Annotated in this window: 14 protein-coding genes and 1 pseudogene; 9 read left to right on the forward strand and 6 right to left on the reverse strand. The window is 75.1% G+C overall.

What is annotated here, in order from left to right; all coding sequences use genetic code 11:
- Positions 1-4 precede the first annotated feature (4 nt).
- The 5 genes and pseudogenes from ACIQ6R_RS20350 to ACIQ6R_RS20370 all read right to left on the reverse strand — a co-directional run bounded on the left by ACIQ6R_RS20350 (position 5) and on the right by ACIQ6R_RS20370 (position 5,676).
- Complete coding sequence (locus ACIQ6R_RS20350) at positions 5-1,900, reverse strand: copper resistance CopC/CopD family protein (protein ID WP_404222731.1); 1,896 nt, start codon at positions 1,898-1,900, stop codon at positions 5-7.
- Between the two features lie 230 nt (positions 1,901-2,130).
- Positions 2,131-2,494: pseudogene (locus tag ACIQ6R_RS20355) on the reverse strand (SDR family NAD(P)-dependent oxidoreductase); the annotation flags it as partial.
- On the reverse strand, positions 2,491-2,982 hold the full coding sequence (locus tag ACIQ6R_RS20360) for a cupin domain-containing protein (RefSeq protein ID WP_404222732.1): 492 nt from the start codon (positions 2,980-2,982) through the stop codon (positions 2,491-2,493). The pseudogene ACIQ6R_RS20355 and the gene ACIQ6R_RS20360, both read right to left, overlap by 4 nt.
- A complete protein-coding gene (locus ACIQ6R_RS20365) occupies positions 2,979-3,599 on the reverse strand; it encodes a GNAT family N-acetyltransferase (RefSeq protein WP_404222733.1) in 621 nt (206 codons plus the stop codon). The genes ACIQ6R_RS20360 and ACIQ6R_RS20365 overlap by 4 nt, the downstream gene beginning before the upstream one ends.
- Positions 3,592-5,676 (reverse strand): penicillin acylase family protein, encoded by a 2,085-nt coding sequence (locus ACIQ6R_RS20370; protein ID WP_404222734.1) that lies wholly within the window; start codon positions 5,674-5,676, stop codon positions 3,592-3,594. Before ACIQ6R_RS20370 ends, ACIQ6R_RS20365 begins: the two co-directional genes overlap by 8 nt.
- Positions 5,677-5,758: 82 nt before the next feature.
- Between ACIQ6R_RS20370 and ACIQ6R_RS20375 the strand changes: the two genes are divergently transcribed.
- The 7 genes from ACIQ6R_RS20375 to ACIQ6R_RS20405 all read left to right on the forward strand — a co-directional run bounded on the left by ACIQ6R_RS20375 (position 5,759) and on the right by ACIQ6R_RS20405 (position 10,511).
- Positions 5,759-6,490: a siderophore-interacting protein gene (locus tag ACIQ6R_RS20375; protein ID WP_404172554.1), complete on the forward strand. Its 732-nt coding sequence runs from the start codon at positions 5,759-5,761 to the stop codon at positions 6,488-6,490.
- A gap of 25 nt (positions 6,491-6,515) precedes the next feature.
- Complete coding sequence (locus ACIQ6R_RS20380) at positions 6,516-7,118, forward strand: HhH-GPD-type base excision DNA repair protein (RefSeq protein ID WP_404222735.1); 603 nt, start codon at positions 6,516-6,518, stop codon at positions 7,116-7,118.
- 147 nt (positions 7,119-7,265) lie between these two features.
- Positions 7,266-7,979, forward strand: coding sequence for an HdeD family acid-resistance protein (locus ACIQ6R_RS20385; RefSeq protein ID WP_404222736.1), 714 nt, complete (start codon positions 7,266-7,268; stop codon positions 7,977-7,979).
- Positions 7,980-8,577: 598 nt separating this feature from the next.
- Positions 8,578-8,883, forward strand: coding sequence for a hypothetical protein (locus ACIQ6R_RS20390; RefSeq protein ID WP_404222737.1), 306 nt, complete (start codon positions 8,578-8,580; stop codon positions 8,881-8,883).
- A 139-nt stretch (positions 8,884-9,022) separates the two neighbouring features.
- Positions 9,023-9,160, forward strand: a complete 138-nt coding sequence (locus tag ACIQ6R_RS20395) for a hypothetical protein (RefSeq protein ID WP_404172564.1) — start codon at positions 9,023-9,025, stop codon at positions 9,158-9,160.
- A 178-nt stretch (positions 9,161-9,338) separates the two neighbouring features.
- Positions 9,339-9,635, forward strand: coding sequence for a type II toxin-antitoxin system VapB family antitoxin (locus ACIQ6R_RS20400; protein ID WP_003999914.1), 297 nt, complete (start codon positions 9,339-9,341; stop codon positions 9,633-9,635).
- 255 nt (positions 9,636-9,890) lie between these two features.
- Entirely contained in the window at positions 9,891-10,511 is a 621-nt protein-coding gene (locus ACIQ6R_RS20405) for a LytR C-terminal domain-containing protein (RefSeq protein ID WP_404173723.1), read from the forward strand.
- 42 nt (positions 10,512-10,553) lie between these two features.
- Here ACIQ6R_RS20405 and upp read toward each other — a convergent pair whose 3' ends face one another.
- On the reverse strand, positions 10,554-11,189 hold the full coding sequence (gene upp / locus ACIQ6R_RS20410) for a uracil phosphoribosyltransferase (protein ID WP_121747899.1): 636 nt from the start codon (positions 11,187-11,189) through the stop codon (positions 10,554-10,556).
- Between the two features lie 138 nt (positions 11,190-11,327).
- Here upp and ACIQ6R_RS20415 point away from each other — a divergent pair, with 138 nt between their 5' ends.
- Both ACIQ6R_RS20415 and ACIQ6R_RS20420 read left to right on the forward strand, forming a co-directional pair.
- Entirely contained in the window at positions 11,328-11,552 is a 225-nt protein-coding gene (locus tag ACIQ6R_RS20415; protein WP_404222738.1) for a hypothetical protein, read from the forward strand.
- Positions 11,553-11,862: 310 nt separating this feature from the next.
- Positions 11,863-12,426, forward strand: coding sequence for a hypothetical protein (locus ACIQ6R_RS20420; protein WP_404222739.1), 564 nt, complete (start codon positions 11,863-11,865; stop codon positions 12,424-12,426).
- Positions 12,427-12,445: the final 19 nt, after the last annotated feature.

A 12,445-nucleotide genomic window follows, 5' to 3' on the forward strand; every position in this document is an offset into this window, starting at 1 on the left:
GCTGTCACCGCTCGATCCGTATCCGCCTGGTCTCGCTCACCTGGTCGATCTCCGACACCCGGACCGTCGTCTTCATCGTCCAGGTGCCGGGGAGGGGGAGGGTGAGGGAGTTGGCGCTCCAGTAGCCGCCCCGGTCGACGAGTTCCGCGTCGATCGGGCCGACGCCTCGGTCGGGGAGGGTGAAGGAGAGGCGCAGTTCGGGTATGGCGGCCAGGCTGCCGTCGGGGCCGAAGACGACGGCCTGCACGGCGTTGTCGCCGGTGCGGCCGGGGTCCAGGGTGATCTGGACGGTGCCCCGGCCGGAGGCGCCGACGTCGAAGGGGATCGTGGTGACGGACGCGGGCAGCACCCCGCCCGCCGGTACGGCCCGTGCCGCCTCGTCCGCCGCCCGGCCCGGCAGGGTGCTGGTGAGGACGGTCGTGACCACCAGGACGACGGCCGCGACGCCGGCCTCGACCAGGACGGACCGGCGCAGCCCACGGCGGCGGGCGTCCCCGACGGCGGACGGCTCCGGCTCGGACAACTCCGGCCCGGATTTCTCCGACGAGGCCGCCCCCGACTGGGACGCCCCCGACTGGGACGCCCCCGACTGCGACGGCTCCGACGCCCGCGCCGGAGGCCCGCCCACCCGCTCCGGCACCCGCTCGCGTACGCGCCCGCGCACGGCCGTCTCCGCACCCACCGCATCCACCGAACTCTCCGCGCCCACCACACCCGCCCCGGCACCCGCCCCCGCCGTCACCCACGCGGCCGTCCACCGCCGCGAGACCGCCGCCGCGGCCAGCAGCACGGCCACCCCGGCCAGTTTGGCGAGCAGCAGCCTGCCGTACGTCGTCTCCGTGAGCGCCGGCCAGGAGCCCAGGCCGCGCCAGGACTGGTAGACGCCGGTGACGACCAGGACGGTCACGGAGGCGAAGGCAATCCGGGAGAAGCGGGCGACCGTGGCGGCGTCCGGGGCAGAGCGCAGGGTGGCGAGCAGGGCCACGAGACCGCCGAGCCAGACCGCCGTGGCGAGCAGGTGCAGCACGGACGACGTCACCGCCACCGGCACCTGGATCCCCGCGGAAGCGTGCTCGGCGGCGGCCCAGGTCAGGGCGAGGCCGACGGCCAGCGCGGCGCCCACCGCGGCGGCGAGCGGGGCGCGCTCCCGGTGCCGGTACCGGCCCCCGCGGGCCATGCGGGCGAGGAAGAGCGCGACCGGCGCGAGCAGCGCCAGCCTGGCCAGCAGCAGCACGCCGGGCCGGGCCGTGAGGGTGCCGCCGAGCGCGTCGGCGTCGAGGGCCGCCGACGGCCCCGTCCCCGCCTCGTACGGAGCCCGCAGCACCAGCAGGGCGACGGTGGCCGCCAGCAGGGTCCACCAGCCCGCCACCAGTGGCCGGCGCAGCGGGGCCGGGTCCGGCGGGCGGCACAGGGCGACGAAGGCGGCCGTGCCGATGAGCAGGGCGGCGGCGAGGTAGGCGAGGTAACGGGCGATCTTGTGGAGGGCGGCGGTCAGCGGGTCCTCGGTGGGGCCGGTGTCCACGGACGCGGTGGTCACGGAGGGCTTGCCGACCGAGAAGGTGAAGGCGCCGGAGACGGGGTGGCTGTCGGCCGAGACGACCCGCCAGGCCACGGTGTACGTGCCCGCGCCGAGTTCGCCCGTGAGTGCCACGCGCGCTGTGTCGGCACGGCCGTCCGCGCGTCCGGCTTCCCCCGTGCGCACCCGGTGGCCGCCGGGGTCGAGGACGCGGAAGGAGTCGTCGCGCAGGCCGACGGACTCGGTGAAGGTCAGGGTGACGTGGCGCGGGGCCCGCTGGAGGACGGTGCCGTCCTCGGGGTCGGTGGCGCGGAGGGCGGCGTGGGCGGACGCCGGTCCCGCGCCGCCGAGGACGAGCAGGACCAGCACGGCGCCGAGCAGCACCAGCCCCCGGGCTCCCCGCCGGTCCCGTCCGCTTCGACGGCACCCTCGCTCCCGGCCTCCAGTGCGCGCACCGCCACCACACCTCACGTCGCATCTCCGTCGTCGGGACCCACTGCCTTGGGGATACGTACGGACGCGGGCACCGCCCCGCTCACCCGCGACTCGGCGGGACTCACTGGACGCCGGGCCGCCTGGTGCTCACCACGACGGGCGTGCCGTCACCCCGCCGTCCGCCACTCGGCGGCCGGCATGCCGGCCAGCTCCCGCAGCGGCTGCCCGCCCGCGTGGTTGACCAGCGCCGTCAGCCGTCCCCCGCGTCCGCCGCCCCAGTGGCGGCCTCCGCCACCAGGCGCCGGCAGGTGTCCTCCTCGGTGAGGCCGGCCCGCGGCACCACCGCCCGGCCGCCGCGCTCCCGGATCCGCCCGGCCGCCGCACTCCCGGATCCGCCCGGCCACGTCCCGCGCCGCACTCCACCGCCGTACGGCAGGGCACCGCGACCGCCGCGCCCTCCTGCGCGAACCGCAGCGCGACGCCCCGTCCGATGCCGCCGCCCGCGCCCGTCACGAGCGCCACCTGACCGTCGAGCGGGTTCACGGGCGGCACAGTTCCACGATCCGCCCGGCCGCCGCCGGATAGCGCGCCGTGAGGCGGGCCGCGTCGCCGTGCTCGTAGTCCCCGTAGGTGAACCCGGGCGCCATCGTGCATCCGAAGAGCGACCACGCGCCGCCCGCCGCCACCCGGCCGCCCATCCAGGTCCCGGCGGGGACGGTGAACTGCACGTGCTGCCCGCCCAGGACGTCCGGTCCCAGCACGGCCGTACGTGTGCCGCCGTCCGGGTCGAGGAGCAACAGCTCCAGCGGATCGCCGAGGTAGAAGTGCCAGACCTCGTCGGCGGGCAGGCGGTGCAGGGCGGAGAAGTCACCCGGACGGGCGGTCAGCAGGGCGACGATGGCCGAACCCGCCGGGCGTCCGTCCGGGCGCTCGGGCCCGGCCCAGGTGCGCCGGAACAGACCGCCCTCACGCGGGATGGGCTCCAGCCCGTAGTGCGCGATCAGGTCCTCGGCGGTCGGCGGGGAAGTCACCCGCGGAACGCTACCTCCCTGCGGAGGAAGGCGAGTTGCGCCTTCTTCTCCGGCAGGTACACGTCCGGCAGGTCGATCTCCGGCAGCACGACCGCCGGTCCGGCGGTGAAACCCTGCTTGAGGAAGCGCGCGATCGCCTTCTCGTTGTCGACGTCCGGGTCGACCACGATCCGCTCGCGGTCCAGGCCCAGCAGGACGTACGCCATGAGGGACCCCGCCAGCGCGGCGGTCCAGCCGGACCGCGCGCCCTCGGTCCCGGCGGGCGCGAGCAGCAGGTGGACGCCGATGTCGCCGGGTTCGATGTCGTAGCACTCGCTCACCCGGTCGGCCTCGGGGTCGTAGGTCTGGAGCAGCGCGACCGGCTCGCCGTCCTTCACCACCAGGAAGGCGTGGTGGGTGTCGAGCGTGTCCATGTGGGCGTAGACACCGGCGACCTGGTCCCGCGTGAGGCCGTTCATGCCCCAGAAGGCGGCCCGTTCCTCGCTCACCCAGCGGTGGAGCACGGCGGCGTCCGCCGCGGCGTCGAGCGGGAGGACGCGGACGGTGCCGAAGCCGTCGAGTTCCTGCTCGTGGACGGCGGCGCGGGAGGCGTACGGGGTCGGGTGCTGCTCAGACATCGGTTTCCTTCGTAAGCCGGTCGAAGTCGGTGACCACCGGGGCGAGTTCGCCGTCGAGCCACAGGGGCCGCTGGTCGCGGTGGTGGGGCGAGCCGGGGACGCCGGAGGCGCCGAGGGGCACCACCCAGCGGCTGTCCTGCCGGGCGGCCAGGTCCCAGACGTACCGGGCGGCGGGGCCGCGTGCGGCGCGGTCGGTGAGGCCGGGGACGGCGGAGGTGCACAGCACGCAGTCGTGGTCGCCGGACAGACCGGGCTCCTCCTCGTGGGAGGTGTCCGGCAGCGCCCGCCAGGGGGCGAGGCGGTGGGTGTCGCCCCAGGTGCCGGCGGGCGGCCGGGCGGCCACCTCCTCCAGCGCGGCGCGGACGGCCCCGGCGCGGTCGATGCCGTACAGGTCCTCGGCGCGCAGCAGGTGTTCGAGGGCGTAGCCGACGCGCGGCACGAGCGCGAGCCACGGCATCAGCGCCTCGGGGTACGCGGGCGGCACGGACGCCGGGGCGAGGACCGGGTCCGCCGCCAGCCGCCGTACGACCGCTCCGCGGACGGCCGCGTACGCCGCCGCGTCGGTGCTGTCGGCGTCCATGCGCCGGTCCCAGGACAGGAGGCGGTCGCGGAGGGCGGCGGCCTCGGGGGTCAGGGCGTCCAGGGCTGCCAGGTGCTCCAGGAGCGGACCGGCCGAGGCGAGGTGGGTGTCCGTGTGGATGGCGGGCATGTCGGCGGCCGACCAGCGCTCCTTCCCGGCGAGCAGGGCGGCGATGCGGTCGGCGCGGTGCGGCGGGGCGAACTCGACGCCGAGCGGGGCGGCCGGGCCGCGCTGGTTGGCCATCACGGCGACGCCGTCGGCGAACCCGGCGCGGGGTGGGGTGTGCCAGCCCTCCCACGCGTGGCCGGGCTCCCAGGCGGGCACCGGACGCAGGCCGTTGGCGGCGGACCGCGCCGGCACCCGCCCCGCCACCCGGTGCAGCAGCCCGCCCTCGGTGTCGGCGGCCTGCACGACGTTGACCGGCTCGGCCCACGCGTCCAGGGCGCGGTCCACGTCGGCGACCCGGCGGGCGCGCAGCAGCGGCAGCAGGGCGCCGAAGCCGAGGTCGGCGGTGACGCGGGGCGGGTAGCGCAGGCTGAGGGCGGTGGGGGTGCCGTCGTCGAGGCCCTCGGGCCCGCCCACGATCACCGGGCCCCGGCCGGTCTCGATGACCTCGACCTCGACGGTCTCTTCGCCCTCCTCCCCGGCGACCCGGATCGTCTCCGTGTGCCGGGCGGCGCGGTGCCAGGTGCCGTCGGGGCCGAGGGCCTCGACGCCGGCGCCGGTGCGGCGCAGGCGCTCGCGGTACAGGTCCTGGTAGTCGGCCATGGCGTTGGTGATGGCCCAGGCGACCGTGCCGGTGTGGCCGAAGTGGGCGATGCCGGGGACGCCGGGCACGGCGAGGCCGACGACGTCGAACTCCGGGCAGGACAGATGGATCTGCTGGTAGACGCCGGGGTCCTCGATGAAGCGGTGCGGGTCGCCCGCGATGACCGCCTGCCCGGTGGCGGTCCGCTCGCCGCTCACCAGCCAGCCGTTGCTGCCGGCGGTGCCGTGGCCGTCGGCGGCGAAGAGGGCGACGGCGTCCGGGCCGAGGTGCGCGGTGATGTGCTCGCGCCAGAGCTTGGCGGGGAAGCCCGCGAAGAGGAGGTGCGTGGCGAGCCAGACGCCGAGCGGGGTCCAGGGCTCCCAGCGGCCGGGGGCGACACCGGCGCGCGCGAACTCGGGAGCGGCGGGTCCGTTTTCGGCCAGCCCCTCGTTGACGCCGTCGACGTACGCCCGCACCCAGACGGCCGTCTCCGGGTCCTTGTCCTCCAGGGCGGTGAAGCAGCGGCGGGCGGTGTCGGCGAGCCGGGACCGCCTGGCCAGCCGGTCCCAGGACAGGGCTGCGGGCCCGAGGAAGGACGCGGAGGTGCCCTGCGCGCGGTGGCGCTCGACCTCCAGCTGCCAGGCCCGGTCACGGGCGGTCACCCGGCCCTGGACGCGGGCGAGTTCGTCCACACCGTCCGCGCGCAGGTGCGGGATCCCCCAGGCGTCGCGGTAGATCTCGGCACTCACCCCTGTGCCCCCACTTTCCTTTAGGTTAGGCTCACCTAAGTCTTATGTCGTGGCCGAATAGTACGTGAAGGGTGAAGAAACGATGGGGCAGGGGCGGGGTTGGGAGGGCGCGGTCCTCAAGCTGATGCGTGCGAAGGACTTCGAGTTCACCGTGACGGACGCGGAGGACGTGACGCCGGAGTTCCGGAGGCTGCGCCTGAGTGACGGCGGCATGCTCGCGACGACCGGCGTCCACCCCACGATGTGGGTGCGGCTGTGGTTCGACAACGCGGGCAAGCCGCACCAGCGGGCGTACACACTGGTCGACCCGGACCCGGCGGCCGGCACCTTCGGCATGGAGTTCGCCCTGCACGAGGGGTGCGCGAGCGACTGGGCCCGGGCGGCGAAGCCCGGCGACACGATCGAGGCGACGGTCCAGGGCACCGGCTTCGAGGTACCCGAGCCGGTGCCGTCCCGCGTCTTCGCGGTCGCGGACCCGGCGTCCCTGCCCGCCCTCAACTCCCTCCTCGACGCGCTGGGCCCGGTCCCCGCGACGATCTGGTTCGAGGACGGCGGCACCGACACCGGCGGCCTGCCGTTCCGCACCGACCCCGGCCGCCACGAGGTCCGCACGGTCCCGCGCCGCGACGGGGGCGCGCACCTCGTCGCACAGGTGAAGGAGGCGCTGCCGGAGCTGCTGCGGTCGACCCCCGAGCCGTTCGTCTGGATCGCCTGCGACACGGCGACGACCCGGGCGCTGGCCTCGTACGCCCGCAAGGAGCTGGGGCTGCCCAAGCAGCGGGTGAACGCGCTGGGGTACTGGCGCGCGACCTGAGCCGGCACGCGCGATCATCGGGGGCATGGACGTCACCCTTCACCTCGCCCAGGACCCCGAGGCCGACGAGCTCCTCGGCCGCAGCCCGCTCGCCGCGCTGGTCGGCATGCTGCTCGACCAGCAAGTCCCCATGGAGTGGGCGTTCAAGGGACCGTCGACCATCGCCCGGCGCATGGGCGCGGAGGACCTGGACGCGCACGACATCGCCGCCCACGACCCCGAGGCGTTCGCCGCCCTGCTCTCCGCCAAGCCTGCCGTGCACCGCTACCCCGGCTCGATGGCGGGCCGCGTCCAGCAGCTGTGCCGGTATCTCGTCGACACCTACGACGGTGACGCAGAGGCCGTCTGGCGGGGCGTCGGGACCGGCAAGGAACTGCTCAAGCGGCTCCAGGACCTGCCGGGCTTCGGCAAGCAGAAGGCCCAGATCTTCCTCGCCCTGCTCGGCAAGCAGCTCGGCGTCCACCCGGACGGCTGGCGCGAGGCCGCCGGCCCCTACGGCGAACCCGGCTCCTTCCGCTCCGTCGCCGACATCACCGGCCCGGAGTCCCTGACCAAGGTCCGCGCCCACAAACAGGAAATGAAGGCAGCGGCGAAGGCGGCCAAGGCGGCGGAGGCGGCCGGCAAGTAGCCGACCGAGTACCGGTCCCGCGCCGCCCCCGCCCCAGCTGCGGGCAGCCGCGCCGGGCACCCGCGAACCGCCCGACGAACACCGCCCCGTCAACCCACTGGCCCACCCCGACTGGCGCCCCCGCCGACCCCGCTCCCAGCATGGAGCATGACCGAGCCCCCCACCGGCAGCCCCGGCGGGCACCCGTACGACGACCGCGGGGTCCACGCCCGGAACGGCACCGGAACCCGTCCCCCGACCACCGCCCGGCACGAGCACGAGCACGAGCCGAAGCACGAGCACGAACCCGAACCCGCCTTCGAGGGCCCACTGCACTCACTGTCCCGCGCCGCATGGCAGACCGTGCTGCTCACCGGCATCGCCTCCCTCGTCCTGGGCGTGCTGGTCCTGGTCTGGCCGGGCGCGTCGCTGCTCGCCGCCGGTGTGCTCTTCGGCCTCTACCTGGTCGTCAGCGGCGTCCTCCAACTGGCCGCCGCCTTCGGTACGCACCGGACGACCTCGCTGCGGGTCCTCGCCTTCATCAGCGGCGCCGTGTCGATCCTGCTGGGCCTGTTCTGCTTCCGCGGCCCCCTGCAGTCGGTGCTGCTGCTCGCGCTGTGGATCGGCATCGGCTGGCTGTTCCGCGGCGTCACGCAGATCGTCGCCGCCGTCCACGACCCGGCGATGCCCGCGCGCGGCTGGCACATCTTCCTCGGCGCCGTCACCGTCGTCGCCGGCATCGTCCTGATCGACTCGCCGGTGGAGTCGGCGGCCGTCCTCATGCTGGTCGGCGGCTGCTGGCTGGTCGCCGTCGGCGTGGTCGAGATCATCACGTCCGTGGGCCTGCGCGGGCGCGCCCGCCGGGTCCCGCACGCCCTGTGAACGGCGCCCGTCCCCACCGGACCGCCCTGGGACCTGCCCGGCGGATCCTGCCGCGGACGCGGGCCCGGCCCGGCACGCCCTCCCCTACCGCCTCAGCACCGTGGACGGCACCTCCCAGGGCGCTGCCGCCGATCCCCGGCCCCCCATCACAACGCCCACCCCGGCGACGACCGCTGCCAACGCCTCCCCGCCCCGCGGCCGACCACTCCCCCCACGCCCCCACAAGCGCCCACGGCAGCGCCCCGCCGCCCCCGCTCACCCGCGCCCACCAGGTGCCGCCGCCTCCCGGCGACTCGATCCGCCGGACGGACCACGACCGCCCCTACGCCGAGCGAGCGGTTCTCGCCCCGGCGCGATGGACGGCGTACGCCCGGCGGGGACACGACCTGACGTGAGCCCCGCACCGCACGCCGCCGCCACCCTCCGCGCCACCCGCGCGGCACGTGCGGCGCGCACGGGACGAGCGGCGCGTACAGGACGTACGGCGCGCGCGAGACATGCGGCGCGTCCGGCACGTGCGGCACGTGCCGCACGTGCCGGACGTGCCGGACGCCGCCGCGCATACCTGCGGGCCCTGGTCCTCCTGCTCGCCCTGATCGTGCCCTGCACGCACGCGACGGCCCAGGCGGCACCGACCGCCCTGGTGGCCGGCGGGAGCGGAGGATTCGGCGGCGGCGGCCCTGGCGGAGGCGTTCCCGGCGGAGGCGCCGGTGAGTACGACCACCTCGACACCGCCCTGCGCACACCGGCCCGCAGCGTCCGGCGCCCCCTCGTGGCCCTGTCCGTCCCACCGCCCCCGGCGACCGGCCGCCGCGCCCCCACCGACCGGACCCTCGCACCACCCGTTCCGACCGGGCCGCCGCCCTCCCCGCGCGGCCGACGCTCCGTGGTCCTGCGCTGCTGACCGGACCCGACCGGCGCCACGCACCGGTCGTCGGCCCTCCGCGCGAACGCGGAACGAGACACCCGGAACACGGACCCCGGATCCGGCCCCCCGATCCGGTCCGGCCCCGGAACGAGGAACGAGGAACGAGGAACCAGCCATGCTCAACGACCCCTACGCCGTCCTGCGCGCCCTCCTGCGCGCCGAGGCCGCCCGCCGCACCCCCGAACCCGACACCGGCCGGCCGCAGGCCCCGAGCGAACCCCGGCCGCCCGCCCGGGAAGGGAGGCGTGACTGACGCGACCGCCCGCGCGGCGGGGGCGGGTCCGACGCCGCCTCCGCCACCGGCGGAGCGCACTCGCGCTCACCCGTCCCGGGCCCCCGTACCCGTTTGCCCCCGTTTACGGCGTCATTTCCAGCCCCGCACTCCGGCGCCATGGCTGCGCCCGCGACGTCTTGGCCGGTAGGCTTTCCGTGTGATCTTCAAGCGCATCGGAAACGGCCGGCCGTACCCCGACCACGGCCGGGAGAGCACCCGGCAGTGGGCGGACGTCGCACCGCGCCCGGTCCGCCTCGATCAGCTCGTGACGACCAAGGGCCAGCTCGACCTGGAGACGCTCCTCGCCGAGGACTCCACCTTCTACGGCGACCTCTTCGCGCACGTCGTGAAGTGGCAGGGCGACCTGTATCTGGAGGACGGCCTGCACCGCGCGGTGCGCGCGGCGCTCCAGCAGCGCCAGGTGCTGCACGCGCGCGTCCTCGAACTCGACTGACCGGGGCCCGCGACACCCCCGCGGGAACCCTGCGGCACCCCCACCCCCTCGCACCCGTCCGCGACGACCCCCCGCGGGAAACCGCGACGGCCCCGCGACGGCCCCTCGACGGCCCCTCGACGGCCCCCTGGTCGCTTCGGCTTGACCCTTTCGGGTTGCATTGCGCCGAACCGCGGAACGCCGACTGATCATCTAATAGGCATCGTCGCCCCGGCGCACTACGCTGCGCCCATGAGCATGCTCACTCCCCCTGGCATGGGCGGCCAGTACAAGATCACGGGGGACAAGTACCCGCGGATGCGACCGGCCCGGCGACGCGGTCGCCTCGCGGTCGTGGCCGTCGCCTGTGTCACCGTGCTCGGGTTGCTCGGCTGGGGCACGCTGCAGCTCATCGACGTCTTCACCGGCGGCGACAAGGCCTCGGCGGCAGGTGCCGGGACCGACTGCGGGACCACGGCCGCGAAGGCGAGTGCCGCACCCGCCGCCGTGGCCGTGCCGAAGCCGGCCCAGGTCACCGTCAACGTGCTCAACGCGACGACCCGCGGCGGCCTCGCGCAGAAGACCGCCGACGAACTGAAGAAGCGCGGCTTCCGCATCGGCGACGTGAGCAACGCGCCCAAGAAGTACGACAAGAAGGTCGACGGCATCGGCCTCCTGCTCGGCCCGGCCGCCTCCCCGAAGACCTCGCTGCCCGTGCTCGGCACCCAGCTCCCCGCCGCCGAACGCCGTACCGACGCGGCCCGCAAGGGCACCGCCGTCGACCTGATCATCGGCAACGGCTTCAAGGGCCTCGCGAAGCAGGCGGACGCCGACGCGGCGCTGGCCGAGCTGGCGGCGCCGCGGCCGGCGTCCGCCGCGGAGAAGAAGAACTGCTGAGCAGCCGTACGGGGCGGGACGGCCCCGGAGCGGGAGCGTGCGCTACTCGGCCGCCCCGTACATCCGGTCACCCGCGTCGCCGAGGCCGGGCACGATGTAGCCCTGCTCGTTGAGACGCTCGTCGACCGAGGCCGTCACGACCGTCACCGGGGTGCCCGCCAGCTCGCGCTCCATGAGCTCGACGCCCTCGGGGGCGGCGAGCAGCACCACGGCCGTCACGTCGTCGGCGCCGCGCTTGATCAGCTCCTGGATCGACGCGACCAGGGTGCCGCCGGTGGCCAGCATCGGGTCCAGGACGTACACCTGACGCCCCGAGAGGTCCTCCGGCATCCGGGTCGCGTACGTGGAGGCCTGCAGCGTCTCCTCGTTGCGGATCATGCCGAGGAAGCCCACCTCGGCGGTCGGCAGCAGCCGGACCATGCCGTCGAGCATGCCGAGGCCGGCCCGCAGGATCGGCACCACCAGCGGGCGCGGGTGGGAGAGCTTGACGCCGGTGGTCGGGCAGACCGGCGTGTGGATGTCGACCTGTTCGGTGCGCACGTCGCGCGTGGCCTCGTAGGCGAGCAGGGTGACCAGCTCGTCGGCGAGACGGCGGAAGGTCGCGGAGTCGGTGCGCTGGTCGCGCAGCGTGGTGAGCTTGTGGGCGACCAGGGGGTGGTCGACGACGTGGAGACGCATGTCCCCCACAGTAACCGGGCCCTGTGCGGCCGGCGTCCCCCAGGCGGACAAGGCCCCGACCACGGCTCCACCCGTTCACCGGCGTCAAACCGCCCGGCCGGGGGAAGGTGGGAGGGACGGACGCTGGGTGGTGAGACTGTGCCTGACCGGGACTTCTACGACACGCCGTCCCCCGGCAAGGAGCCGGGGGCGGGTCGCGGGGCGGAGCGGAGTACGGAGACGGAGGCCGAGCGCCGTCGGCGCCGCGCCCAGTTCCTGCGCGACCTGGCGGAGGCCAGGGAACTGCGGGACCGCGTCCAGCCGCGCCGCGCAAAGGCCGCCCGGCTGCGCCACGCGATGCGCATGCGCACCTTCCGCTGGTGACTTTCCGACCGGTGCGGGGAAGATCGCGCGCCGCGCCGACGTTACGAGGTCGGGCGTACGCGGGCGCCGCGAGGAATCCGCGTACGATCCGCACGTGGCTGCGACAAGTGCGCTGAGGGGTGGCTGCCCGGGTAGGTACTTCCGGGACGCTGGTCGAAACTGCCGGACACAGGGCGCCGAAGACGTCCCCTGAAGGCCTTGTTTCTGCCACGATTCCGAGTGGGTGGGGCTCGGAGCACCGTCCCCCCGCCCGCAGCCTCCGCCGGGGGGATCCCCAACCGGCACGCCTAGGACCAGTGGGAGAGTCACGGTGTACTTCGCCGCACTGCTCGCGCGCACCGAAGACGGGTGGGAAGCGAGCGATACAGAGCTCGACGATGTGGAGACCCTGTCGGATCTGGCCGACCTGGCCCGGGAAGCCTCTCCCGACGAGGACACGGTGCTCGTGCTGATCGAGCAGGAGGACGCGTGGTTCGGAGTCGTCCGGGTGGACGGCGAGGAGGACCCCCGTATCTACGTCTCGGACGCCGCCGCCGCCGCCCGCAGCAGCTACGGCGAGATCCTGCTCACCGACGAGCTGCTCGGCCGGGACCCCGGTGACGACGGCGACGACCTCGACGCCCTCGACGCCCTCGACCTCGACGGCACGGAGGACGGTGAATCCGACGACGACGAGGACGACAAGGAGGGCGGCGACGGCGGCGACACCGCCGCCGGTACGGGTGAGGCCGTGCCGCACGGCCCGGTCGGTGACGCCGAGGTCCTCGACGACCTGGGCGTGAGCGAGAAGGAACTGCGCTCGATGTCCGGGGACGCGGTCGGCGAGATCGCCGAGGCCCTGGGCGCCTCCGAGGTCCTGGAGACCGTCCGCTGACCGTGCCGACCGAACAGGA

It is taken from the genome of Streptomyces sp. NPDC096048 (assembly GCF_044763415.1).
Taxonomy (GTDB): domain Bacteria; phylum Actinomycetota; class Actinomycetes; order Streptomycetales; family Streptomycetaceae; genus Streptomyces.

What these genes read in the sequence shown, in the direction of transcription:
- ACIQ6R_RS20395 (WP_404172564.1), top strand. Translation starts at nt 9,023, where the DNA reads ATGCTCAACGACCCCTACGCCGTCCTGCGCGCCCTCCTGCGCGCCGAG.
- ACIQ6R_RS20380 (WP_404222735.1), top strand. Translation starts at nt 6,516, where the DNA reads ATGGACGTCACCCTTCACCTCGCCCAGGACCCCGAGGCCGACGAGCTC.
- ACIQ6R_RS20365 (WP_404222733.1), bottom strand. Translation starts at nt 3,599, where the DNA reads ATGTCTGAGCAGCACCCGACCCCGTACGCCTCCCGCGCCGCCGTCCAC.
- upp (WP_121747899.1), bottom strand. Translation starts at nt 11,189, where the DNA reads ATGCGTCTCCACGTCGTCGACCACCCCCTGGTCGCCCACAAGCTCACC.
- ACIQ6R_RS20375 (WP_404172554.1), top strand. Translation starts at nt 5,759, where the DNA reads ATGGGGCAGGGGCGGGGTTGGGAGGGCGCGGTCCTCAAGCTGATGCGT.
- ACIQ6R_RS20405 (WP_404173723.1), top strand. Translation starts at nt 9,891, where the DNA reads ATGGGCGGCCAGTACAAGATCACGGGGGACAAGTACCCGCGGATGCGA.
- ACIQ6R_RS20385 (WP_404222736.1), top strand. Translation starts at nt 7,266, where the DNA reads ATGACCGAGCCCCCCACCGGCAGCCCCGGCGGGCACCCGTACGACGAC.